Genomic DNA, 26,461 nt, shown 5'->3' with positions numbered 1-26,461 from the left:
GCGAGCATAACGGTCGCCAAGCACGGCGCAACGCCGCGCTGCAGTAGCCGCGCTCTGGTGCCTGCACGCGCTGACGCACGCCACGCATCGAACGGCGATCAACCGCATCCTGGCGCGACGGCTGGTGCGCAGACGCGGCGTGTTTAATCGGGCGCATGCCCATGCCGGGACCTACCGGCCATGGCGGCGCTGGCGTCGCGATCCGGGTCGCCTTTGCGCCTGCGGCCGACGCGTGCTGATCAGGCAGAACAATGACGCGCACATCTACCGCCCCGCGCGCGCAGGCAACACACCTACCGGCAACCCACGCGCATCGGCGCTCAAAACGCGCGCCGCGTTTTATGCTGTGGCGATGTCTGCCAGCAGTCCCGCCGAACGCCGCCAACTTGCCCGCCAGCTGCCACCGGTGCAGGCGGCCGATGCCAGCGTGATCGAACGGTTTCTCGACCGGTTCTGGGCCGAGCAAGGCGTGGCGCGGCAGACCCTGGAGAGTTATCGGCGCGACCTGGAAGGGCTGGCGCGTTGGCGCGACGGCGCACATGGTGGCTTGCTCGGCATCGACCGTGCCGCCCTGTTCGACTATCTGCGCTGGCGTACCCAGGCCAATTATTCCCCGCGCAGCACGGCGCGGCTGTTGTCGACCTTGCGTGCGTTCTACGGGCTGTGCCTGCGCGATGGCGTGCGCAGCGACGACCCCACCACCCTGATCGATCCGCCGCAACTGCCACGCTCGCTGCCCAAGGCCTTGACCGAAAGTCAGATCGAGGCCTTGCTGGCCGCGCCGGACGTTGACACCCCGGCAGGCCTGCGCAATCGCGCCATGCTGGAGTTGATGTACGCCGCGGGCCTGCGTGTGAGCGAGCTGGTCAACCTGCCGGCAGTGGGGGTGAACCTGCGCCAGGGCGTGCTGCGGGTGACCGGCAAGGGCAGCAAGGACCGGCTGGTGCCGCTGGGCGAGGAGTCCCAGCATTGGCTGGAGCGTTACCTGCGCGAGGCGCGCCCGCTGCTGGCCGCGAACAAGCCGGTGGCGGCGGTGGACGGGCAGGTGCCATTGTTCATCGACGCCGCGCGCCGGCCGCTCAGCCGACAGCAGTTCTGGGCGTTGGTCAAACGCTATGCAGCAGTCGCGGGTATCGACCCGGACACGGTCAGCCCGCACGGGCTGCGCCACAGCTTTGCCACCCATCTGCTCAACCATGGCGCCGACCTGCGCGCGTTGCAGATGCTGCTGGGCCATAGCTCGTTGTCGACCACCCAGATCTACACGCTGGTGGCGCGCCAGCATCTGCAGAAACTGCACGCCAGCCATCATCCGCGCGGTTAGTCGGCCCAGCGCCCTGCCATGCGCATGCGTGCCGGCGACGCACCTGTCGCGGTTGCGGCAGAACTGCCAACAGGTCATCGCCGCGCTGGCGGCCGCACCAACATCGCCAGCCGACGTTGCTGGGTGGCTCGCCAGACACGCTCGGCGGCTCCGGCGGCGTTGCTGGTCAGGCTGGCATCGGCTGGCGTGACCTCCTGGTTGTCATACCTCGAGCTGACGCTCAGCGCCGGACGTCACGCGGCGGTGCACTCCAGGAAACAATCAGAGCGGGGGACGACGCTTACGGGCACCTTCAAGGCGCCTTGCGACGGCGAAAGTGCCCAGCCCGCCGCCAGACCCGGCAAGCCACGCTCCGTATTGCGTCTGTCCAGCAGGTGCAGCAACGGGGTGCCTGCAGCGTTCACAATCTGTCGCGGCCGCGGCCAGGCTTCATCTGCGCTGTGCGAGAATCTGGGCACCTCATTCCATCTGGATGCGTGAATGTATCGTCTTGCCATCGCCGCGCTGCTGGGCGCGATCAGCCTTACCGCCTGCGCACAATCCTCGCAGCCTGCGGCAAGCACTGCCGGCGCCAAGCCCGCCGCCGCGCCCGCCGCCACCGGCACGGTGGACCAGCGCGTGAGCACGGCGCTCAAGGCACTGGACCCGGATTTCAAGCCCGATTACATCGGTGCCGCGCCGTTCCCCGGCTTCCGCGAAGTGGTCGTCGGCGGGCAGGTGCTATACGTCAGCGACGACGGCCGTTACCTGATCCAGGCGCAGCCGTTCGACATCCAGAACAAGCAGTTCGCCGCCAGCCCGGGCTTGCTGGCCTACCGCCGCAAGCAACTTGACACCGTGCCCAAGGCCGACCGCATCGTGTTCGCCCCGGCCAACCCGAAGTACACCGTTACCGTCTTCACCGATGTGGAATGCGGTTACTGCCGCAAGTTGCATAGCGAGATCGGCGAGCTCAACAAGCAGGGCATCGCGGTGGAATACCTCGCGTTCCCGCGCATGGGCCTGGGCAGCCAGGACCACAAGGAAATGATTGCGGTGTGGTGCGCTGCCGATCGCAAGCAGGCGCTCACCGCTGCCAAGTCGGGTCAGCCGGTTGCCTCCAAGGACTGCAAGAACCCGGTGTCGATGGAATACAACCTGGGCCAGCGCCTGGGCGTCAACGGAACGCCGGCGATCTTCGCGCCCGACGGCACCCAGCTCGGTGGCTACCTGCCGCCAGCGCAGTTGCGTGAGGCGCTGGAAAAGCGTGCCGTGAGCACGGCAGGCGGCAGCCGCTGAGGCCGTCTCGGCTCTGATCATCGTGGCGTCGCCGATGGCGACGTTGCGGTGGTCGTTTGCGCAATGACAAGGGCCCAGGTGCGACCGCATCCGGGCCCTTGCCGTTTCTGAGGGGTGGCCGCCATCTGGCCACCTCCTTCATGCTGGCCGGCGCAACTCTCTGGCACGGAAGCGGCGACAACGCTCCCGCCCGACGATTCCCCATTCCCGATTCCCGATTCCCGGCCATCGCACGCCCGGTCCGGCGGCAACCCATCAGCTCCGTTACAATCTGCAGCCCCGTTTCTGACACGGTTCCCCGGACATGATGGTCCTCGAGGGCGCTTCCGCCCTTTCGCCGTTCCGCCGCGCTCGGCTCGAAACCCGCCTGCAAACCCTCGTTCCCGCGCTGCGTATCACTGGCGCCTGGCACGTGTACTTCATCCGTGCCGAGGCCGGGCAGTCGCCCGACCAGGCCACCTTGCAGCGGATCCTGCAGGCCAACGCCGCACCCGCCGCGCGCGATGCCGATGCCTCCTCGCGCTACGTGGTGCCGCGCCTGGGCACCTTGTCGCCGTGGTCGAGCAAGGCCACCGAGCTGGTGCGCGGGGCCGGGCAGCCGATCCAGCGCGTGGAGCGCGGCACCCGCATCGACCTGGCCGGCTGGCCGGACGACGCGGCCGCTCAGGCCGCCGTGGCCAAACTGCTGCACGACCCGATGACGCAATCCCTGCTCGGTTCGGCCGCTGCCGCCGAAGCGCTGTTCAACGTGCCCGACCCGGGCCAGTTGCAGCGCGTGCCGCTGGATGGGCTGGAGCAGGCCAACCGCGACCTGGGCCTGGCGCTGGCGCAGGACGAGATCGACTACCTGCGCGAACGTTTCGGCGCGCTGGGCCGCGACCCGGCCGACGTCGAACTGATGATGTTCGCCCAGGCCAACTCCGAGCATTGCCGGCACAAGATCTTCAATGCCAGCTGGACCATCGACGGCAAGCCGCAGGAGCGCTCGCTGTTCCGCATGATCAAGCACACCCATCAGCAGACCCCGCAGCACACCTTGTCGGCCTATAGCGACAACGCGGCGGTGGTGGAAGGCGTGCCGGCCGCGCGCTATCGCCCGGATCCGGCCACCGGCCAATACCGCAGCGAAGCGGTGCTGCCGTCGGCGTTTGCGATCAAGGTGGAAACGCATAACCACCCGACCGCGATCGCACCGTTCCCCGGCGCGGCCACCGGCGCCGGCGGCGAAATTCGCGACGAAGGCGCCACCGGCCGTGGCGGCAAGCCCAAGGCCGGGCTGACCGGGTTTTCGGTCTCGCACCTGCGCATTCCGACCCTGCCGCAGCCGTGGGAAGCGCCGCGCGCGCTGAACCCGCGCATGGCGCCGGCGCTGGACATCATGCTCGACGGCCCGCTGGGCGGCGCCGCGTTCAACAACGAATTCGGTCGCCCGAACCTGCTCGGCTATTTCCGCAGCTTCGAGCTGGCCGAAGGCCAGGGCCTGACCCGCGCCTACGACAAGCCGATCATGCTGGCCGGTGGCCTGGGCGCGATCGATCGCAACCAGGTGGAAAAGCTGCGCCTGCAGCCGGGCGATGCGGTGATCGTGCTCGGCGGCCCGGCGATGCTGATCGGCCTGGGCGGCGGTGCGGCCAGTTCGGTGGCGGCCGGCGACAGCGCCGAGGCGCTGGATTTTGCCAGTGTGCAACGCGAAAACCCGGAGATGGAACGCCGCTGCCAGGAGGTCATCGACCGCTGCGTGGCGCTGGGCGTGGATAACCCGATCCGCTGGTTCCACGACGTGGGCGCGGGTGGTTTGTCCAACGCCATTCCCGAGCTGCTGCACGATTCAGGGGTGGGCGGCATCATCGACCTGGGCCGCGTGCTCACCGACGACCCGTCGCTGTCGCCGCTGGAACTGTGGTGCAACGAATCGCAGGAACGCTACGTGCTCGGCGTGCCGCAGGCGCGCCTGGAAGAGTTCGCCGCCATCTGCGCCCGCGAACGCTGCCCGTTTGCCGCCGTCGGTGTGGCCACGGAAGAGGAGCGGCTGGTGGTGGGGTATGGCGTCCTGGATAACGGGATTGGAGATTCGGGATTCGGGATTCGCAACGGCGCATTGCCGGCAACCGATGCCGCTTCTAACCAATCCCCAATCCCGAATCCCGAATCCCAGCTTCCAATCGATCTGCCCATGGACGTCCTCTTCGGCAAGGCGCCGAAGATGCATCGCGATGCCGCGCATCCGGCCGCTCCCAGGTGGCCGGTGCTGCAGACCGCGTCGCTGGACCTGCAGCAGGCCGGTTTGCGTGTGCTGGCGCATCCCACCGTGGCGTCCAAGAGCTTTCTGGTCACCATCGGCGACCGCAGCGTGGGCGGGCTGACCGCACGCGAGCAGATGATCGGCCCGTGGCAGCTGCCGCTGGCCGATTGCGCGATCACGCTGGCCGGCTTCGAGACCTTCGAAGGCGAAGCGATGTCGATCGGCGAACGCACCCCGCTGGCGCTGTTGAATGCCGCCGCATCCGCGCGCATGGCCGTGGGCGAAGCCATCACCAACCTGTGCGCGGCACCGGTGCAGCGGCTGGACAGCATCAAGCTCTCGGCGAACTGGATGGCCGCCGCCGGCCACAGCGGCGAAGACGCGTTGCTGTACGACGCGGTGCGCGCCATCGGCATGGAGTTGTGCCCGGCGCTGGAGCTGAGCATTCCGGTGGGCAAGGATTCGCTGTCGATGCAGGCGCAGTGGGCTGAAGCCGGGATTGGTGATTCGGCATTCGGGATTGGCAACACACCGGAATCCGCCGCTGTTGCGAATCCCCAATCTCCAATCTCCAATCCCGTCTCTCACAAAAGCGTTTCGCCGGTCTCGTTGATCATCAGTGCGTTCGCGCCGGTGACCGATGTGCGCACGCAGCTGACCCCGTTGCTGCGCAGCGGGGAAGACAGCGAGCTGTGGTTGATCGGGCTGGGGGGCGGCAAGCAGCGGCTGGGCGGGTCGGTGCTGGCGCAGGTGTATGCCGACGACAGCGCGCTGCCGGCGTTCGGCGGCGAGGCGCCGGATCTGGACGATGCGCAGCGGCTGCGCAGTTTCTTCGAGTTGATCCGCGACGCGCGCGAGGCCGAGCTGTTGCTGGCGTATCACGATCGCAGCGATGGCGGTGCGTTTGCTGCGTTGTGCGAGATGGCGTTTGCGTCGCGGCAGGGCCTGGATATCACGCTGGATGCGTGGGGCGACGATGCGTTCCGCAGCCTGTTCAACGAAGAATTGGGCGCCGTGGTGCAGATCGACAGCGAAGACCGCGCCGCGTTCGCCGACCTGGTCGAGCGCCACGCATTGACCGAATGCGCGCAGCGCATCGCGCGCCCCACCGGCACGCCGCGCATCCGCGTGAGCGGGCAGGGCCGCGTGCTGGCCGAGTGGCGCTGGGAAGAGTTGTTCGACGCCTGGTGGTCGGTGACCCATGCGATGCAGAAGCTGCGCGACAACCCGGACAGCGCCGATGAGGAGCGCGCGCTGGCACGCGATTTCAAGGCGCCAGGCCTGCGTCCGAAGCTGGTGTTCGACCCTTCCGACGATGTGGCGGCGCCGTTCGTGGCCACCGGTACGCGGCCCAAGGTGGCGATCCTGCGCGAGCAGGGCGTCAACGGGCAGATCGAGATGGCCTACAACTTCGAGCGCGCCGGTTTCCGTCCCTACGACGTGCACATGAGCGACCTGATCGAGGGCCGCGTGAACCTGGGCGAGTTCGTGGGCTTTGCGGCGTGCGGCGGTTTCAGCTACGGCGACGTGCTGGGCGCCGGCCGCGGCTGGGCGACATCCATCCTGGAACGCTCGGCGTTGCGCGATGCGTTCGCCGCGTTCTTTGCACGCAGCGATACGTTCGCGCTGGGTGTGTGCAACGGGTGCCAGATGCTCAGCCAGCTCAAGGACATCATTCCCGGTGCCGAGCATTGGCCGCGCTTTTTGCGCAATCGCAGCGAGCAGTTCGAGGCGCGCACCGCGCTGCTGGAAGTGGTGGAGTCGCCGTCGATCTTCCTGCGCGGCATGGCGGGCTCGCGGATTCCGGTGGCGGTGGCGCACGGCGAAGGCCGCGCAGCGTTCGATAGCGCCGTGGACCAGGCCGCTGCACGCGTGGCGCTGCGTTACATCGATGGCGATGGTGGGGTGGCCTCGCAGTATCCGCTCAATCCGAACGGTTCCCCGGACGGCATCACCGGGCTGACCAGCAGCGACGGCCGCGTCACCATCCTGATGCCGCACCCGGAGCGTACGCCACGCAGCGCAAACCTCAGCTGGCACCCGGCCGACTGGGGCGACGACTCGCCGTGGCTGCGGATGTTCCGCAACGCGCGGGTGTGGTGCGGTTGATGGCGTGCGGCTGATCGGCAGCCGCTGACGCATGATCCGACGGCCGTGTGCAGCGATGCACACGGCCGTTGTCGTTTTGGCAGGCGCGCTGAATCTGCAATTGGAATCGGTTGCAGGCTCGTCGCGCGCTGCCGCTACCACTCCATTGCGCGGTGCCCATTGCAAACCCATGCGTGGTTGCCGGCCTCGCCAGCATCGGGCACACGCGACCGGTGGCGCGTGTGGCGCGCTCGAATCAGGCGATGGAGCGGCTCGATGACGATGGTCGCGCGATTAGCCAAGTGCGCCTCGAAATTTTTTCGAGACTATTTTTGTAGTGGCAGCGAAGATGGGACTAAATAATTAATCGGCACCTGGTCATTTTGAAATAACTAACAAAAGTATTAGTTATTTATTTCGCATGACTGATTGCGTGCTATGTGTGACGGCAATCGCATTTGAAAGTTGGTTTTTTCAATAAATTCATCCGGCGTTATCGATCTTTCGATCTCCGCATCTTCTTATTTACTGTGTTGAATCTTTCGCGGTGGAAAACTCCATCGCTGAAGCAAGTGCGCGCGAATATAAAACCTCAGGGGGACCGTGCGATCTGTTCGTGCGGTGGTCGGTTTTTTACACACCAGACCAAAATGGGGAGTTAGGCGTTAATGAAGCGAATTTATCTGGAGGCTGGTCGCGCGTCTTGTGCTCACGACCAAACGGTGACGCGTGCTCGCACGGTGGGAAATACGCAGGGGAGACTGCCGCGCGACCATGCCGGCGGAGTGCTGGCCACGGCAATGGTGATCGTGTTGTTCGGCATGGCCGGGGCGGCCTGCGCCACGACCACGCCGGCGGCAGCGACCACGCAGTGCCAGGTGATCGATGGCAGGCGACAGTGCCCGGGCGAGGCGGGCACGGTGGCTCAGGTCGCTACTGCAGGAGCCAACGACAGCGCCACGCAAGTGGCAGCAATATCCGCCGCCGATGCGCAGATCCCGGCATTCGCGGACGGCGAGGATGCGCTGGCATTGGGCAATGCGAGCAATGCGCTAGGCGATGGAACCATGGCATTGGGCGGTGGAAGCCTGGCCTTGGACCGCGACGCGACCGCGATCGGTCATAACGCTGCGGCCGCGGGAGAATCGGCGATTGCGGTTGGCGGCGTAACGACCGTGTTTGATTACGATGCCAACGGCTTCGTCATCGGCCAACGCGAACAGGCCACGCAGGCCTCAGGTGTGGGCGCCACGGCTGTGGGCGGTGGTGCGGTAGCGGGCACGCCGTATGCCAGCGCCATCGGCAGCGGCGCCAGCGCCAGTGGCGTGCAGAGCACGGCGCTGGGGTATCGCGCACAGACTTCCAGCGACGGTGCCACCGCCGTGGGCGGGCTTTCCAGCGCCAGTGGCTTTCTTTCCACTGCCGGCGGTTATTCCTCGCGCGCCAGCGCAGACACCTCGACCGCATTCGGTTACAGGGCGCGAAGCGACGGTGCCAGTAGCGTCGCAGTTGGCGACACCGCATTGGCCAGCGGAGCACAGAGCGTTGTCGTGGGCGGCGTCAGCAACTTCGGCTCGATTACCGCAGCGACCGGTCTTGGCGGCATTGCGCTGGGCTCGGGTGCGCAAAGCCAATCCGATTATGCGATTGCCATTGGCTACGATTCCAACGTGTTTCCGAATGCGCCCGGCAATACCGATGCGGTAGCGATCGGGCACAGCGCCGGGTCGTTCGCACCACGCACCGTGTCATTGGGCGGCTTTGCCCTGGCGTCCGGCGATGGCGGCATCTCGATCGGACATGGCAGCACCGCTTACAACGAAAATAGCGTGGCGTTAGGCGCGCGTGCGATGACCTCGCAGTTCAATGGCGACAGCACCGTCATTGGTGCGGACGCGCAGGCCAACGGCGTGGATGCCGTGGCGATCGGTTACGGCGCGAAGGTGGGATCCTGGGTCGACGATGCCTGGAATCGTTCGGCATCCAGCGCGGTTGCGCTGGGTGCGCACTCCTATGCGTTTCGCAGCAATACGGTGTCGGTCGGCGATGTGCAAGCCGGCTTGACGCGCCAGATCACCAGCGTTGCAGCCGGTAGCGAAGCCACCGATGCGGTGAATGTGGCCCAGCTCGATACGGTGCGCGCCGCCACGTCACGCATCGATGGCTATCTGGCAGTGACGCCGGCCACCACGGACGCAGCGGCGGCATCTGCGCAGGGACAGGGCGCCATGGCGCTGGGTGGCGCAAGCAGCGCGCTTGGCGCATCTGCCACCGCGGTGGGCTTCAATGCCACCAGCGTTGGCCAGGGTAGTGCTGCGTTGGGTAGCCTTGCGGTTGCTGCCGGCGAGCGCAGCGTGGCGGTTGCCTCCGGCAGCCGTGCCGCGGCCACCGGTGCCAGCGCGATAGGGGCGGACAGCAGCGCCAGCGGCGTGAACAGCACTGCGATGGGCCGGCAGACCAATTCCATCGGCGAAAACGGCGTTGCGCTGGGCTACAACGCCTTCGTCCGCGAAAGCGGCAGCAATGCCGTGGCACTGGGCGCGAATGCCGGTGCCAACGGCGCCGATTCGGTGGCTCTGGGCTCGGGCTCGCGCACCTACGATGCCAATACGGTGTCGGTGGGCAGCGGCAACGGCCGCGGCGGCCCGGCCACGCGCCGTATCGTCAATGTGGGTGCCGGCACGATTGCCAGTGCCAGCACCGATGCAATCAATGGCGGCCAGTTGTTCCAGTCGTTGAGCAATGCGGCCAGCTTCCTCGGCGGCGGTGCGGCGATCGGTGCGCAAGGCGTATTTGTTGCGCCGACCTACGTGATCCAGGGGGCCAGCTACAACAACGTCGGTGCGGCACTGACGGCGTTGGACAGCAAGGTCAGCGAGCTGGATGCCCGAGGCGGCGCGGCAACAGCTGCCTCACGTGCATCTGTCGCACGCCTGGCAACGGCGCGCACTGCAGCGGTCGACGCAACAGCCGATGGCGTGCAGCCGGCAGCGCTGGCAACCGACGCCACAGCCGACAGTGCCTTGTCGTCTGCAGCGACGGCCACTGCAACTGGGCTTTCCGCAAGCACGGCGGTGCAGGGCACGCCCACCGCTGCCGTGGACGGCAGCATCACGCCGGCGGTCACGTCCACGGCAGTGGGTACGGCAGCAGTGGCCAACCACGTCACCGGCACGGCCATTGGCGGCAGCGCGTATGCGCATGGTCCCAACGACACCGCCATCGGCAGCAATGCCCGCGTCAATGCCGACGGCAGTACGGCGGTGGGTGCCAACACGCAGATCGCGGCGGTGGCGACCAATGCCGTGGCGATGGGCGAAGGCGCGCAGGTGACGGCCGCGTCGGGCACGGCGATCGGCCAGGGCGCCCGTGCCACGGCACAAGGCGCCGTCGCACTGGGCCAGGGCTCGGTTGCCGACCGTGCCAACACGGTGTCGGTGGGCAGCGTGGGCGGCGAGCGTCAGGTGGCCAATGTGGCGGCCGGTACGCGTGCCACCGATGCGGTCAACAAGGGCCAGTTGGACAGCGGCGTTGCCGCCGCCAACAGCTACACCGACAGCCGCTACAACGCGATGGCCGACAGCTTCGAAAGCTACCAGGGCGATATCGAAGACCGCCTGCGCCGGCAGAACCGTCGCTTGGATCGCCAGGGCGCGATGAGCTCGGCGATGTTGAACATGTCCGCCAGCGTGGCCGGTATCGCCTCGCAGAACCGCATCGGTGCCGGTGTCGGTTTCCAGAACGGCGAGTCGGCGTTGTCGGTGGGCTACCAGCGTGCGATCAGCCCGCGCGCCACCCTCACCGTGGGCGGCGCACTCAGCGGCGATGACCGATCGGTTGGGCTGGGCGCCGGTTTCGGCTGGTAGCCGCAGCACGGCCACGCGGTCGCATGCATTCCCGCCGCCCGTTGCCGGGCGGCGCGCTTTCTTCGTCATGCCCTTTCGCACTCACCTCGAAGGAATCCCATCGTGATCCAGAGTTCTTCTACGCAGGTCCTTGTGCTTGCCTGCTGTGTCCTGGCGGCCTCGTGCAGTACAGCGTTGGCCGCCAACGCCAACGCCAACGCCGATGCGGCAGCAGCCAGTGCCCAACGCCAACAGGCCATGGCCAATGCGCCGGTTGACAGAATCATCGTCCGCTACCGCAGCGGGCAGGTCGGTACCGCGCGCGATATCGGCCGCAGTGCCTCGGCGGCAGTCAGTGCGGCCGCCTCGCGCGCATCCGTCCGTCTTGCGCCTGCCGCACGCACCAGTGCCACCGCAGCGCCAACCTATCTGCGCACGCTTGCCGCGGGCGGCGAACTGATCAAATTGCCCGCCCAGCTCAGTCGTGCCGATGCCGACCGGCTTGTGCAGGAATTGAGCGCAGACCCGGCGGTCGAATCGGCGCAGGTAGATCTGCGCATGTATCCGCTGCAAACCAGCGGCGCATTGCCGAACGATCCGCTGCTGCAAACCAATCAATGGCATCTCATCGACCCGGTGGGTGGCATCGACGTCGCCCAAGCCTGGAAAACAACGCAGGGCGAAGGCGTGGTGGTGGCGGTACTGGATACCGGCGTCCTGCCCGATCATCCGGACCTGGCCGGCAATCTGCTCACCGGCTACGACTTCATCACCGACCCGTTCTTCTCGCGTCGCGCCACGGCCGAGCGTGTGCCCGGCGCACTGGACCTCGGCGATTGGATCGCCGAAGACGGCGACTGCGGGCTGTTCTCGGTGGCCAGCGACAGCAGCTGGCACGGCACGCACGTGGCCGGCACGGTTGCCGAAGCCACCAACAACGGCATTGGCGGGGCAGGCGTCGCCTACAGGGCGAAAGTGCTGCCGGTGCGCGTGCTCGGGCACTGCGGCGGGCGACTCTCCGACATCTCCGATGCCATCGTCTGGGCGTCCGGCGGTCACGTCGATGGCGTACCGGACAACCGCGATCCGGCCGAAGTGATCAACCTGAGCCTGGGCGGTGGCGGCGCATGCGGTTCGGCAATGCAGGCCGCGATCGATGGCGCAGTGGCGCGCGGCACCACTGTGGTGGTGGCGGCGGGTAATTCAACGGCCGATGTATCGACGACGACTCCCGCCAACTGCGCCAATGTGATTGCCGTTGCCGCCACACGCGCAACCGGTGCGCTTGCCGATTACAGCAATTTCGGCCGTCAGATCGACCTGGCCGGCCCGGGCGGCAGCTCGATGTCCTTCATCACCAACGATGGCCCGGTCCGCAGTTTTGTTTGGCAAACCCTCTACACCGGCAAAACCACACCAACCTCCGGGCAGTTCACCTATGGCGGCACGCGTTACGCCGGCACCTCGATGGCGTCGCCGCATGTGGCCGGCACTGCCGCATTGGTGCAGAGCGCATTGATCGCCGACGGCAAACCGCCGTTGTCGCCGGCCGCAATGGAGAGCCTGCTCAAGCGCACTGCGCGCGCATTCCCGGTGTCGATTCCGGTGGCAACGCCGGCCGGGGCCGGCATCGTGGATGCCGGAGCCGCAGTTGCGCGCGCGTTACGTCGCTGCGATAGGGGCGATGTGGGGTGTCAGGTGGATGCGCAGCCTCTGCGTAATGGCGTGGTCCAAAGCGGCATCTCCAATCTGTCGGGCGATGCGGGGGTGTTCACGTTCCAAGCGCAGGCGGGTGCGGTGCTGAGTTTCATCAGCTTCGGTGGCAGCGGCCAGGCGGGGTTGTACGTGGCATTCGGGCGCGAGCCCACCGCCACCGACAACGACGGCGCGTCCACGCGTCGCGGCACCAGCCAGACGGTGCGCTTCACTGCGCCGCGTGCCGGCACCTACATCCTTAAGCTGGAAGGCAGCGGTTTCGACGCGGTGAGCCTGCTGGCGCGCCAATGATCCGACACGTCGCCATCGGTTCGGCGAAATCGTCATTTCCTTGGCGGTGAACGCCTGAAACACGGCCACCTCGCGCGCCGATCGACCGCGCATGCTGGCTGTGGGGCATGTTGGCCGCAGATCTGACCGGCCACCCCTGCATTTTGCGCAACCAAGCCCGCTGGCGTCCTGCCAGCGGGTTTTTTTGTCTGTTTCAGTTCCGCCTATTCAGCCCTGAAATGTCTCGAAGGACATGATCTAGGTCGCTGTTTTCCAAAGATTTATCAAAAATCTAATAAAAGCAAGCCGAAGTGTGATCAATCGCGCACTTCTCTTCGCTTTCTGTCAAAAACTTGACGCCCGAAATGACGGCTGTTAACACTCCGCTCAGTTCTATGGTTGGGTAGCGTTCACTTTTTGACTATCCAGGAAGCAGGCGCGAGCCGCTCCGCCGCAAGGCCCATGGGGCGAATCACTGCGGTCACTGCAGGCTGGAACGCCTTCTGCCGCCGGGTGTTCGCCACAAAAACCAGTCCAACAACTCAGGAGTCGTGCGTCGATGAATCGGATTTATCGCAAGGTCTGGAACAAATCGCTTGGCGTGTGGGCCGTAGCCTCGGAATTGGCCAGCGGCGACAGCCCCGGAGCGGTGGCCTCAGCCGCATTCATCGATCGCCGCCAGAGCCTGGCACTGGCCGCCGCCATCGCCCTTGCGCTGGGTGGCGCCGGATTGGCCACGCCGCTTCCTGCCAATGCGCAATCGGTCGAAGTGGGCCGCGGCGCCGCGGCGACGGCCAGCAAGGCCACCGCCATCGGCGCCAATAGCCATGCCAGCGCCATCGGTGCCGTGGCCACCGGCGCCGACAGCAGCGCCAGTGGCGTCAACAGCAGCGCGATCGGTCGCCAGACCAATGCGATCGGCGAAAACGCCGTGGCCATCGGCTACAACAGTTTCGTGCGCCAGAGCGGCGAAAACGGCGTGGCGCTCGGCGCCAATGCCGGCGTGACCGGCGCAAATTCGGTGGCGCTGGGCGCAGGCTCGCGCACCCACGAAGACGACGTGGTGTCGGTGGGCAGCGGCAATGGCCGCGGTGGCCCGGCCACGCGCCGCATCACCAACGTCACTGCCGGCGTCAATGCCACCGATGCGGTCAACGTGGCGCAGTTGCGCGACGTGGCCGATGTGGCCGAAGACACCGCGTTGTTCTTCAAGGCATCCTCGGGCGAAGACAGCGTGGGCGCGTATGTCGAAGGCGACAGCGCCCTGGCTGCCGGCGACGGCGCCAATGCCGTCGGCACGGCGACCACGGCGCTGGGAACCGGTGCCAATGCGGTAGCCAACAACGCCACTGCAGTGGGCGCAAACGCGCTCGCGTCCGGGCAGAACAGCGCAGCATTCGGTCACAACGCACAGGCCAATGGTCCGGCGAGCGTGGCGGTGGGCGGCGCTGCCGTGGACGAAGACGGCGAGCCGTTGGTCACCAACGGCGGCGTGCCGGTCACCACCGGCGCCACCAGTGCCGGCGTCGGCGGCACCGCAGTCGGCGCCAGCGCCAATGCCGATGGTTTCGCCGCCTCGTCGTTCGGCGTCGGTGCCTATGCGGCCGGTACGCAGTCTTCCGCGTTCGGTGCGGTGGCCAATGCGGCGGGCGATTACGCCACCGCCGTGGGCACGCAGACCAGCGCCAGCGGCACCAGCAGCACCGCGGTCGGTGGTCCGGTCGATTACATCCCGGGTCTGGGCTTCTTCGTGCAGACCCAGGCCAGCGGCGAAGCCTCCACCGCGCTCGGCGCCGGTGCGATCGCATCAGGCACCTACACCACGGCAGTGGGCACGCTCAGCGAAGCCTCCGGCACCGAAGCCACCGCAGTGGGCTACTTCGCGTATGCACCGGGCGAAGGCGCAACTGCAGTGGGTCCGGAATCGTGGGCCAGCGGCGAACTGAGCACGGCGCTGGGCTATTACAGCACTGCCCGCGGCGCAAATTCGGTGGCGTTGGGCGCCAACTCGGTCGCCACGCGCGCCAATACCGTGTCGGTGGGTGCTGATGGCGCAGAGCGCCAGATCACCCATGTGGCGGCAGGTACCGAGGGCACCGATGCGGTGAATCTCGATCAGCTCACTGCGGTGTCCGATGTGGCGTCCACCACTGCGCGCTCCTTCGTCGCAACCGGCGATGGCGTTGCGATCGCACAAGGCACCGACAGCGTCGCTGCCGGTTCCAACGCATTGGCCGACAGCGACTACAGCACCGCGCTGGGTTCCAGCAGCGCGGCATCTGCGCAGGGTGCAACTGCCGTTGGCAGTGGCGCCAATGCCACCACCGACAACGCCACGGCAGTCGGCTTCAACAGCACTGCGGTGGCGCAGAACACCACGGCGCTTGGCGGCAACAGCAGCGCCTCGGGCGATGCCAGCACCGCAGTGGGCGGCGCGAGCCAGGCCACCGCCAGCGGCGCGACGGCGCTGGGTTACGAGAGCATCGCCAATGGCGCGGACGCCACGGCACTGGGTGTGGGTAGCGTGGCATTCGGCGACACCAGTACCGCCGTGGGTGGTGCAAGCGTGGCCTTCGGTGCCGACAGCGCTGCTTTCGGCGCCAATGCCGCGGCCGGCGGCACTGCATCCACGGCGATCGGCGCAAACAGCAGCGCCTTCGGCGAGCGCACCGTTGCGCTGGGCGGCGCCAGCAACGCGTCGGGCGATGACAGCATTGCGCTCGGTGCGAGCAGTCAGGCCGCTGCGCTGGGCACCACGGCCGTCGGCAGCAATGCCAACGCCAGCATCGCCAATGCCACTGCAGTCGGTTTCAACAGCAGTGCCGGCGATGACTACGCCACCGCACTCGGCGGTGACAGCAACGCATCGGGATATTTCAGCACCGCCGTGGGCGGCACCAGCATCGCCAATGGGCGCGGTGCAACGGCGATCGGCTACGAAACCATCGGCAATGGGACTGCATCGACCGCGCTGGGTTTTGCCAGTGTGGCGTGGGGTGACGGTGGTACCGCCATCGGTACCGAAAGTCTCGCCTACGGCGACAACAGCACGGCAGTGGGCGCGAATGCGGCTGCGGCCGATACCGGCTCGATTGCGGTGGGCACCTACGCAAATGCATATGGTCCGCGTGCCATTTCGCTCGGCGGCCAATCCAGGGCGACCGGCGATGAGAGCATTGCGCTGGGTTGGGAAGCGCAGGCTGAAGGCGACCAGGGCATTGCGCTCGGCGCGCGCAGCCAAGCCGGTGAGATGAGCACGGCCATTGGTAACTACGCCAGCGCCAGTGCCTCTTCTGCCACGGCAGTGGGGAACAACAGCAGTGCTGTTGCTAACAACGCTACCGCGCTGGGTATCGTCAGCATGGCGTCGGGGGATTCCAGTACGGCCATCGGCGGTTTCAGTGTCGCCAATGAGCGTGATGCAACGGCGATCGGCCAGGCAAGTATCAGCAGCGGTGTCGCATCGTCAGCGCTGGGCTCCGCCAGTGTTGCGCGAGGTTTTAACAGCACCGCAATCGGTACCGAAAGTTTGGCCGATGGTTACTACAGTACAGCGCTGGGCGCGAGTGCGCGGGCGAACAACTATTCGTCAACCGCCTTGGGCACTTACGCAAACGCGGTGGGGACAAGCACCACTTCGCTTGGCAGCCAGTCCTTTGCGCTTGGTACCGAGAGTGTCGCGCTGGGCTGGCAATCCAATGCTTCGGGCGAGCAGAGCATTAGTCTCGGCAGCGGTGCGTATACACCTGCCGACAACAGCGTTGCGCTGGGTGCAGGTTCGCTCGCCGATCGCGCCAACACGGTGTCGGTGGGTGCAGCCGGAACCGAGCGGCAGATTGCCAATGTTGCGGCCGGCACCGAGGGCACCGATGCGGTGAACCTGGATCAGCTCAACGCCGTGGCTGGCGCCGCTGAAAACACCGCGCGCCTGTACGCCGGCACCGGCACCGGCACCGCCGATGCGCAGGGCGAAGACGCGACCGCCGCCGGCTCCAATGCCACGGCCGACGGCGATTACAGCAGTGCGTTCGGGTCCAGCAGCCAGGCCACGGCCATCGGTGCGGTGGCCATCGGCAGCGGCGCCAGCGCCACTGCGCAATACGCCAATGCGGCCGGTTACAACGCAGCGGCCAGCGGCTTTGGCAGCGTGTCCAATGGCGCCTTCAGCCAGGCCAGCGGCGACTATGCCGTGGCCGTGGGTGGCGAAAGCGAAGCGGCCGGTGCGCAGAGCACCGCACTCGGCGCCGCCGCCGGTGCGTATGGCGATGGCGCGCTGGCAGTTGGCGCATTGAGCGAAGCGCAGGGCAGCGAATCCACCGCGATGGGCTATTTCGCCAGCGCCAGCGGCGAATCGGCCACTGCCGTCGGCGCGGAGAGCGTTGCCAACGGCACCAGCGCGGCGGCGTTCGGTTTCGGTGCCGAGGCGACGTCCAACTACTCCACCGCCTTGGGTGGGTATTCCAGCGCCAGCGGTTTCAACAGCACCGCGCTGGGTAATTTCAGCACTGCCAGCGGCTCCAATACCGTCGCCGTGGGCGGTGATGCGGCCGCCACGGGTGCCTACAGTGTTGCCGCCGGCCAGGGTAGTGTGGCCAGCGGCTACCACAGCGTATCGGTCGGCGGTGCCTTGCTCGGCCTGTTGCCGACCGAAGCCTCCGGCGATTACTCCACTGCCGTTGGTGGCGCGGCGTGGGCGCCGGGTCTCAACAGCACGGCGCTGGGTAATTTTGCCGAGTCCACCGGCGAAAGCAGCGTGGCGCTCGGTGCCGATTCGGTGGCCGATCGCGACTTCGCGGTGTCGGTGGGCAGTGCCGGCAACGAGCGTCAGATCACCAACGTGGCGGCCGGCACGCAGGGCACCGACGCGGTGAATCTGGACCAGCTCAACGCCGTTGCCGAAGCCGGCGCAGCCACGAGCAAATACTTCCAGGCCAGCGGCAGCGCCGATAGCGATGCAGGTGCCTACGTCGAGGGCGATAACGCGCTGGCGGCAGGCGAGGGTGCCAATGCCACCGGTACCGGCACCACCGCATTGGGTGCGGGCGCGCAGGCCGTGGTGGACAACGCCACGGCCGTGGGCGTGGGCGCATTGGCTGGCGGCACCGGCGCGGCAGCGCTGGGTAACAATGCCCAGGCGCTGGGCGAAAACAGCAGCGCGGTCGGCAGCAACGCGTTGGCCAGCGATATCGGCGCCACGGCAAATGGTGCAGGCGCGCAGGCGATTTCGACCTACACCACAGCGCTGGGCAGCGAAGCGGTGGCGTCCGACAATCAGGCCATCGCTGCGGGTTTCCGCAGTACCGCATCCAATGTCGGTAGCGCCGCCTTCGGCGGTTACAGCGAATCGACCGGCCGCCTGTCGTCGGCACTGGGCTATGGCGCGGTCGCGTCGAGCGATTACAGCACCGCCGTCGGCGCCGTTGCGTTGGCCTCCGGGGCCAGCGCCGTCGCCGTCGGCGAATTCAGCGAAGCTACCGGCGACGAGAGCGTGGCCGTGGGCGGCAGCACGTTCTTCGGGTTCATCCCGGCACGTGCCTCCGGCACGGGCGCAGCGGCATTCGGTGCCGGTGCCTGGGCCACCGCGGACTACACCACCGCCATCGGCTGGAATTCCTATGCCGACGGCGTCAATGCCAGCGCCTTGGGCCAGAGCGCAGCGGCGCTTGCAGACAACACCCTGGCATTGGGCGGCGGCAGCCGCGCCGATGCGGTCGGCGCCAGTGCGGTTGGCGTGGATGCGTCGGCGACCGGCATCAACAGCACCGGCGTCGGTCGTCAGGTGAATGCCATCGGCGAAAATGCAGTCTCGGTGGGCTACAACTCGTTCGTGCGCCAAAGCGCGGTCAACGGCGTGGCACTGGGTGCCAATGCGGGTGCGACCGGTGCCGATTCGGTGGCACTGGGGTCTGGCTCGCGCACCTACGAAGCCGACACGGTGTCGATCGGTAGCGGCAATGGCCGCGGTGGTCCGGCCACGCGCCGCATCGTCAACGTCAGCGCCGGCCAGGCGGCCACCGACGCGGTCAACAAGGGGCAACTGGATGCGCTGGCGGCCGATGTGCAGACCACCAGCGGCATGCTCAAGACCACCGGCGACGGCGTGGCCTCGGCCACTGGCGATCGCGCCACGGCGGCAGGTGCCGGCGCCACCGCCAGTGGCGCACGCAGCGTGGCGGTTGCCTCCGGCAGCCGTGCCTCGGCCACCGGTGCCAGCGCAATGGGTGTGGATAGCAGCGCCAGCGGCGTGAACAGCACCGCGATGGGCCGGCAGACCAATTCCATCGGCGAAAACGGCGTTGCGCTGGGCTACAACGCCTTCGTGCGCGAAAGCGGCAGCAATGCCGTGGCACTGGGTGCCAACGCTGGCGCCAGCGGTGCCGATTCGGTGGCATTGGGCTCGGGCTCGCGCACCTACGATGCCAATACGGTGTCGGTGGGCAGCGGCAATGGCCGCGGCGGCCCGGCCACGCGCCGTATCGTCAATGTGGGTGCCGGCACGATTGCCAGTGCCAGCACCGATGCGATCAACGGCAGCCAGTTGTTCCAGTCGTTGAGCAATGCGGCCAGCTTCCTCGGCGGCGGTGCGGCGATCGGTGCGCAAGGCGTGTTCGTGGCGCCGACCTATGTGATCCAGGGAGCCAGCTACAACAATGTCGGTGCGGCACTGACGGCGTTGGACAGCAAGGTCAGCGAGCTGGATGCACGCAGTGGCAGCACGCCGACCAGCACCGCCGCACGCACCGCATCGCTGCGCACTGCAACGGTGCCGGCAGTGGCGGCGACTGCGGTCAGCGATATGTCCAGCAATGTCGCCAGCACTACGGGCAATGCAACGGCCGCGGTGCAGGGCACGCCCACCGCTGCTGTGGACGGCAGCATCACGCCGGCGGCCACGTCCACGGCAGTGGGGACGGCAGCAGTGGCCAACCACGTCACCGGTACTGCAATTGGCGGCAGCGCGTATGCGCATGGTCCCAACGACACCGCCATCGGCAGCAATGCACGCGTCAATGCCGACGGCAGTACGGCGGTGGGTGCCAACACGCAGATCGCGGCGGTGGCGACCAATGCCGTGGCGATGGGCGAAGGCGCGCAGGTGACGGCCGCGTCGGGCACGGCGATCGGCCAGGGCGCCCGCGCCACGGCACAAGGCGCCGTGGCACTGGGCCAGGGTTCGGTTGCCGACCGTGCCAACACGGTGTCGGTGGGCAGCGTGGGCGGCGAGCGTCAGGTGGCCAATGTGGCGGCCGGTACGCGTGCCACCGATGCGGTCAACAAGGGCCAGCTGGACAGCGGCGTTGCCGCCGCCAACAGCTACACCGACAGCCGCTACAACGCGATGGCCGACAGCTTCGAAAGCTACCAGGGCGATATCGAAGACCGCCTGCGCCGGCAGAACCGTCGCCTGGATCGCCAGGGCGCGATGAGCTCGGCGATGTTGAACATGTCCGCCAGCGTGGCCGGTATCGCCTCGCAGAACCGCATCGGTGCCGGTGTCGGTTTCCAGAACGGCGAGTCGGCGTTGTCGGTGGGCTACCAGCGTGCGATCAGCCCGCGCGCCACCCTCACCGTGGGCGGCGCACTCAGCGGCGACGACAGCTCGATCGGCGTGGGTGCCGGTTTCGGCTGGTAAGGCGTTCTCGCATCAAGCGCGGCGGCGCCAGGTGCGCCGTCGCGATCTGCAAGGCCTGAGGGGGCGGGCAAGGACCGTGGCTGGGCCGGCCAACGGATTCGCATGGAGTGATGGCCGTACCAGGGGTGGCCGACAAGGACGCAGCGCACCGCACCGCGGCTACGCAGCGATTGCGCCGGCTGCGCCAAGCCTGATTCACGAAAAATACGAAGAGGACTTCACCGTGATCGACAAGAATTTCCGTCTCAACCCGCTGACCGGCGCCATCCTGATGATGGCCCTCGGTGCCTCTGGCACGCTCGCTGCCGCCCCCAAACTGCTGGTCAAGGAACCGACCCAGGCAGCCCCGGCCGGCGCAGCGTTCGGTAGCCGGTTGATCGTGCGCTACAAGGACAATACCGCCGCTGCAACCGATCGCAGCAGCAAGCTGAGCGCCGTGCAGGCCGCGGTGGGCCGCGTTGGCGCCAGTACCGGCGCGCGCAGCAGCGCTGCCGCCGCCAAGGCGACGTATGTGCGCAAGCTGGGCATCGGCTCGGACCTGATCAAGCTGTCCAGCACGCTGACCGCCGCGCAGGTGGATAAAGTGGTGGTCGAGCTCAAGAACGACCCATCCGTGGCCGACGTGCAGATCGACCGCATGCTGCGCCCGATCGATATCAGCAAAAGCCTGCCTGCCACCGACGTGAGCCCGCAGCTGGTTCCCAACGACCCGTTCTACGCCCAGTACCAGTGGCACCTGAGCAACCCCAACGGCGGCATCAACGCACCGGGCGCCTGGGATCTGTCGCAGGGCGCAGGCGTGGTGGTGGCGGTGCTGGATACCGGCATCCTGCCGGATCACCCCGATTTTGCCGGCAATCTCCTGCAGGGCTACGACTTCATCACCGACGCCGAAGTCTCGCGTCGTCCCACCGATGCGCGCGTGCCGGGCGCACTCGATTACGGCGACTGGGAAGAGGCCGACAACGTCTGCTACGCGGGCTCGCAGGCGCAGGAAAGTTCCTGGCACGGCACCCACGTTTCGGGCACCGTGGCCGAGGCGACCAATAACGGGGTGGGCATGGCGGGCGTCGCGCCGAAGGCGACCATCCTGCCGGTGCGCGTGCTCGGCCGTTGCGGCGGCTACACCTCCGACATCGCCGATGCGATCGTGTGGGCCTCCGGCGGCAGCGTCGACGGCGTGCCGGCCAACACCAATCCGGCCGAAGTGATCAACATGAGCCTCGGGGGCGGCGAGCCCTGCGATTCGGCCACCCAGCTGGCGATCAATGGCGCGGTGTCGCGCGGCACCACCGTGGTGGTCGCGGCCGGCAACAGCAGCGAAGATGCGGCCAACCATTCGCCGGCCAGCTGCAACAACACCATCACCGTTGGCGCCACGCGCATCACCGGTGGCATCGCCTACTACTCCAACTACGGCAGCAAGGTCGACCTCTCTGGTCCGGGCGGCGGCGGTAGCGTGGACGGCAATCCGGGCGGTTACGTCTGGCAGGCCGGGTACACCGGTGCGACCACGCCGACCTCCGGTAGCTATACCTATATGGGTCTAGGCGGCACCTCGATGGCCTCGCCGCACGTGGCCGGCGTCGTGGCGCTGGTGCAGAGCGCAGCCATCGGTCTGGGCGATGGCCCGCTGACCCCGGCTGCGGTCGAAGCCCTGCTCAAGCAGACCAGTCGCCCCTTCCCGGTGACTCCGCCGGCCAGCACCCCGATCGGCAGCGGTATCGTCGACGCCAAGGCCGCGCTGGAAGCCGTGCTGGAGGAGCCGTGCGACCCGGCCACCGAGAGCTGCGCGCCGAGCGCCATTGCGCTCACCAACAAGGCGCCTGTTGCTGGATTGAGCGGTACCGCCGGCAGCTCCACGCTGTACAGCTTCGAGGCCAAGGCCGGCGCCGTGCTCAGCTTCATGACCTACGGCGGCACCGGCGATGTGTCGATGTACGTCAGCTTCGAGGCCGAGCCCAGCGCCACAAGCTACGACGCCAAGTCGACCCGTCCGGGCAACAGCGAAACCGTGCGTTTCACTGCCCCCAAGGCCGGCACCTACTACATCAAGTTGGTCGGCGCGGCGAGCTACGCGAAGCTGACGCTCGTTGCACGACAGTAAGTAGCGAAATAGTGTGACCGATGCCCCCGGCCAATCGCCGGGGGCATTGTTTTTCAGGGCGTTTCAAATGCGTGCGGTTGATCGTCGCGGCAAACTGCTACAGTCGGCGCCGGACCAGTGGAGACGAGTGTGAACGCGGTTGCCGTCGATCCAATCGAGCATCGAAGTGCGGAGCAGCGCATCGTCGATGCGCTGCTTGAACGCCGTCGTCTGAAAGACACCGATCTGCTGCGCGCGCGCCAATTGCAGGCCGAATCCGGCATGGGCCTGCTCGCCTTGCTCGGCCGTTTGGGTCTGGTGTCCGAACGCGATCATGCAGAAACCTGCGCTGACGTGCTTGGCTTGCCGTTGGTGGACGCACGCCAGCTCGGCGACACGCCGCCGGAAATGCTGCCGGAAGTGCAGGGGTTGTCGCTGCGCTTTCTCAAGCAATTTCATCTGTGCCCGGTCGGCGAACGCGATGGCCGGCTGGAACTGTGGATCGCCGATCCTTACGACGATTACGCCATTGATGCGGTGCGTCTTGCCACCGGCTGCACGTTGCTGTTGCAGGTGGGCCTGCGTTCGGAAATCGATGACCTGATCGAGCGCTGGTACGGCCAGGGCCGCAGTGCGATGGGCACCATCGTGGAAACCGCCGATGGCGATGCCAACAGCAGCGACGACATCGAAGCGCTGCGCGATCTGGCCTCCGAAGCGCCGGTGATCCGGCTGGTGAACCTGGTGATCCAGCACGCGGTGGAACTGCGTGCCTCCGACATCCATATCGAACCGTTCGAAAGCCGGCTCAAGGTGCGTTACCGCGTGGACGGCGTGCTGGTGGAAGGTGAAAGCCCACCGGCCAAGCTCACTGCTGCAGTCATCAGCCGCATCAAGATCATGGCCAAGCTCAACATCGCCGAGCGCCGCCTGCCGCAGGACGGCCGCATCATGCTGCGCGTGCAGGGCAAGGAGCTGGACCTGCGCGTCAGTACCGTGCCAACTGCGCATGGCGAAAGCGTGGTGATGCGCCTGCTGGATCGCGAAACGGTGGTGTTCGACTTCTACAAGCTGGGCTTTACCGAAGACTTCTTGCCGCAGTTCCGCAAGGTGCTGGAGCAACCGCACGGCATCATGCTGGTCACCGGCCCCACCGGCTCGGGCAAGACCACCACGCTGTACACCGCGCTGAGCCAGCTCAACACCTCGGATGTGAAAATCATCACTGTCGAAGACCCGGTGGAATACCAGATCGAAGGCATCAACCAGATCCAGGCCAAGCCGCAGATCGGGCTGGATTTCGCCAACGCATTGCGCAGCATCGTGCGTCAGGATCCGGACATCATCATGATCGGCGAAATGCGCGACCTGGAAACCGCACGCATCGCGATCCAGTCCGCGCTCACCGGCCACCTGGTGCTGTCCACGCTGCATACCAACAACGCGGCCGGCGGCATCACCCGTCTGCTCGACATGGGCGTGGAGGATTATCTGCTCACCTCCACCATCAACGGCATCCTGGCGCAGCGCCTGGTGCGCAAACTCGACCTGGCCAACGCCGAGCGCTACGCCGCCTCGCCGGAAGAAATCGCCAGGTTCGACCTGCGTCGCCTGCAACCGGAGGGCGAGATCTTCCTGTATCGCCCGCGACCCTCGGCCACCGCGCCCACCGGTTATCTGGGCCGCACCACCATCGTCGAATTCCTTGTGATGAACGACGAATTGCGCCGTGCGGTGATGCGCCGTGCCGGCATGGGCGAAATCGAACAACTCGCCCGCCAGGCCGGCATGCGCACCATGTACGAAGATGGGCTGTCCAAGGCCCTGCGCGGCGAAACCACCATCGAAGAAGTCCTGCGCGTCACGGAGGATGCGTGATCGGTAAGGCGGCAGAAACACGCCTGGCAGGCACCGGACCAACGAACCGCCAGCACAGCCACCCGCCGGCTCTGCTGTGCGTGCACAGCGATGCGTGCGCGATGTCGCCAATACGCAGCGACGTGCTTTTCCCGATTCCCCAATCCCAATTCCACAATCCCGGCCTCCCAGCCTGATGCCCCTCTACCGTTACAAGGCCCTGGACGCCCACGGCGAAATGCTCGACGGCCAGATGGAAGCGGCCAGCGATGCCGAGGTGGCGTTGCGTCTGCAGGAACAGGGCCATCTGCCGGTGGAAACGCGCCTGGCCACCGGCGAAAACGATTCGCCGTCGCTGCGCATGCTGCTGCGCAAGAAGCCGTTCGACAATGCGGCGCTGGTGCAATTCACCCAGCAACTGGCCACGTTGATCGGCGCGGGGCAACCGCTGGACCGTGCGCTGTCGATTCTGATGGATCTGCCCGAAGACGAAAAAAGCCGGCGGGTGATCGGCGATGTGCGCGATACCGTGCGCGGCGGTGCGCCGTTGTCGTCCGCACTCGAGCGCCAGCACGGGCTGTTTTCCAAGCTGTACATCAACATGGTGCGCGCCGGCGAAGCTGGCGGCAGCATGCAGGACACGCTGCAGCGGCTGGCCGATTATCTGGAGCGCAGCCGTGCGCTCAGGGGCAAGGTGATCAACGCGCTGATCTACCCGGCCATCCTGCTGGCGGTGGTGGGCTGTGCGTTGCTGTTCCTGCTCGGTTACGTGGTGCCGCAATTTGCGCAGATGTACGAAAGCCTGGATGTGGCACTGCCATGGTTTACCCAGGCGGTGTTGAGCGTGGGCCTGCTGGTGCGCGACTGGTGGATCGTGCTGATCGTCGTGCCGGGCGTGCTGGGGCTGTGGCTGGATCGCAAGCGTCGCAATGCCGCGTTCCGTGCATCGCTGGACCAATGGCTGCTGCGCCAGAAGGTGGTCGGCAGCCTGATTGCCCGGCTGGAAACCGCACGCCTGACGCGCACCCTGGGCACCTTGCTGCGCAATGGCGTGCCATTGCTGGCGGCGATCGGCATCGCGCGCAACGTCATGTCCAATCTGGCGTTGGTGGAGGATGTTGCCAATGCGGCCGACGACGTCAAGAATGGCCATGGCCTGTCGATGTCGCTGGCACGCGGCAAGCGCTTTCCGCGGCTGGCGCTGCAGATGATCCAGGTGGGCGAAGAGTCCGGCGCACTGGACACGATGCTGCTCAAGACCGCCGACACCTTCGAACTGGAAACCGCGCAGGCCATCGACCGCGCACTGGCCGCGCTGGTGCCGTTCATCACGCTGGTACTGGCCTCGGTGGTGGGTCTTGTCATCATTTCGGTCCTGGTCCCGCTGTATGACCTCACCAATGCAATCGGCTGAGAGCGGAGCTCTGCGCAACGGTGCAGTCTTCACTTGGGCACAGCCGCTGCTCGGAATCGGCATGGCGCGCTCGTACACTGCACATCCCGCGCGTGTGCCGCGTCCAAGGGCCAAGCGCGCGCAATGCCCTGTCAGCCACGCGCTTGACCGGGCAGCGTATTCACCACAACGTTCCGGTGACCGCACGACACCCATGCGGGAACCTTTGCAATGCCCGCCGTGTCATGTGTTGGCGGCAGCATCCTTCATCGACGTGCAAGGAAATCGTTCATGATCAAGCGTTCCATCACCCGCAGTCCGTCGCGCGCAGGCCAGGCCGGTATGAGCTTGCTGGAAATCATCATCGTCATCGTGCTGATCGGTGCGGTGCTCACGCTGGTCGGCAGCCGCGTGCTGGGCGGTGCCGATCGCGGCAAGGCCAATCTTGCCAAGTCGCAGATCCAGACGCTGGCCGGCAAGATCGAGAATTTCCAGCTCGACACCGGCAAGTTGCCGAGCAAACTCGATGACCTGGTCACCCAGCCCGGCGACAGCAGCGGTTGGCTGGGCCCGTATGCCAAGCCGGCCGAACTCAACGACCCATGGGGCCACGCCATCGAATACCGGGCGCCCGGCGACGGTCAGCCGTTCGATCTGATCAGCCTGGGCAAGGACGGCAAGCCCGGTGGCAGCAGTTACGACGCGGACATCAAGTACCAATAAGCGCTC

At 66.8% G+C, this 26,461-nt stretch carries 10 protein-coding genes and 1 pseudogene; all 11 read left to right on the top strand.

The features are described 5' to 3' along the window. Positions 1-352 precede the first annotated feature (352 nt). The 11 genes and pseudogenes from xerD (at position 353) to gspG (ending at position 26,455) form a co-directional block, all read left to right on the top strand. Positions 353-1,324 (top strand): site-specific tyrosine recombinase XerD, encoded by a 972-nt coding sequence (xerD, locus tag ACDH77_RS16730; protein ID WP_011348590.1) that lies wholly within the window; start codon positions 353-355, stop codon positions 1,322-1,324. Between the two features lie 18 nt (positions 1,325-1,342). After that, positions 1,343-1,578: pseudogene (locus ACDH77_RS16725) on the top strand (hypothetical protein); the annotation flags it as partial. Between the two features lie 226 nt (positions 1,579-1,804). Then, positions 1,805-2,602, top strand: a complete 798-nt coding sequence (locus ACDH77_RS16720) for a DsbC family protein (protein ID WP_008571787.1) — start codon at positions 1,805-1,807, stop codon at positions 2,600-2,602. A 304-nt stretch (positions 2,603-2,906) separates the two neighbouring features. Then, a complete protein-coding gene (gene purL / locus ACDH77_RS16715) occupies positions 2,907-6,953 on the top strand; it encodes a phosphoribosylformylglycinamidine synthase (protein WP_372353562.1) in 4,047 nt (1,348 codons plus the stop codon). A 647-nt stretch (positions 6,954-7,600) separates the two neighbouring features. Then, entirely contained in the window at positions 7,601-10,798 is a 3,198-nt protein-coding gene (locus ACDH77_RS16710) for a YadA-like family protein (RefSeq protein WP_372353561.1), read from the top strand. Between the two features lie 102 nt (positions 10,799-10,900). Further along, positions 10,901-12,784, top strand: a complete 1,884-nt coding sequence (locus ACDH77_RS16705) for a S8 family peptidase (protein ID WP_303403610.1) — start codon at positions 10,901-10,903, stop codon at positions 12,782-12,784. Between the two features lie 538 nt (positions 12,785-13,322). Next, positions 13,323-20,396, top strand: coding sequence for an ESPR-type extended signal peptide-containing protein (locus tag ACDH77_RS16700; protein ID WP_372353560.1), 7,074 nt, complete (start codon positions 13,323-13,325; stop codon positions 20,394-20,396). A 223-nt stretch (positions 20,397-20,619) separates the two neighbouring features. Beyond that, complete coding sequence (locus ACDH77_RS16695; RefSeq protein WP_008576211.1) at positions 20,620-22,503, top strand: diffusible signal factor-reguated S8 family serine peptidase; 1,884 nt, start codon at positions 20,620-20,622, stop codon at positions 22,501-22,503. Between the two features lie 129 nt (positions 22,504-22,632). Further along, a complete protein-coding gene (gspE, locus tag ACDH77_RS16690) occupies positions 22,633-24,360 on the top strand; it encodes a type II secretion system ATPase GspE (RefSeq protein WP_338338779.1) in 1,728 nt (575 codons plus the stop codon). Positions 24,361-24,535: 175 nt separating this feature from the next. Further along, on the top strand, positions 24,536-25,753 hold the full coding sequence (xpsF, locus tag ACDH77_RS16685; protein WP_003490504.1) for a type II secretion system protein XpsF: 1,218 nt from the start codon (positions 24,536-24,538) through the stop codon (positions 25,751-25,753). Positions 25,754-26,023: 270 nt separating this feature from the next. After that, a complete protein-coding gene (gene gspG, locus ACDH77_RS16680) occupies positions 26,024-26,455 on the top strand; it encodes a type II secretion system major pseudopilin GspG (protein WP_003490502.1) in 432 nt (143 codons plus the stop codon). The last annotated feature ends 6 nt before the right edge of the window (positions 26,456-26,461 follow it).

It is taken from the genome of Xanthomonas axonopodis pv. maculifoliigardeniae, assembly GCF_041519315.1.
GTDB lineage: Bacteria > Pseudomonadota > Gammaproteobacteria > Xanthomonadales > Xanthomonadaceae > Xanthomonas > Xanthomonas euvesicatoria.
Note: the sequence above shows the minus strand (reverse complement) of the source record. Positions and strands in the feature narration are given on the sequence as shown.

What these genes read in the sequence shown, in the direction of transcription:
- ACDH77_RS16700 (WP_372353560.1), top strand. Translation starts at nt 13,323, where the DNA reads ATGAATCGGATTTATCGCAAGGTCTGGAACAAATCGCTTGGCGTGTGG.
- purL (WP_372353562.1), top strand. Translation starts at nt 2,907, where the DNA reads ATGATGGTCCTCGAGGGCGCTTCCGCCCTTTCGCCGTTCCGCCGCGCT.
- ACDH77_RS16710 (WP_372353561.1), top strand. Translation starts at nt 7,601, where the DNA reads ATGAAGCGAATTTATCTGGAGGCTGGTCGCGCGTCTTGTGCTCACGAC.
- gspG (WP_003490502.1), top strand. Translation starts at nt 26,024, where the DNA reads ATGATCAAGCGTTCCATCACCCGCAGTCCGTCGCGCGCAGGCCAGGCC.
- ACDH77_RS16720 (WP_008571787.1), top strand. Translation starts at nt 1,805, where the DNA reads ATGTATCGTCTTGCCATCGCCGCGCTGCTGGGCGCGATCAGCCTTACC.
- xpsF (WP_003490504.1), top strand. Translation starts at nt 24,536, where the DNA reads ATGCCCCTCTACCGTTACAAGGCCCTGGACGCCCACGGCGAAATGCTC.
- xerD (WP_011348590.1), top strand. Translation starts at nt 353, where the DNA reads ATGTCTGCCAGCAGTCCCGCCGAACGCCGCCAACTTGCCCGCCAGCTG.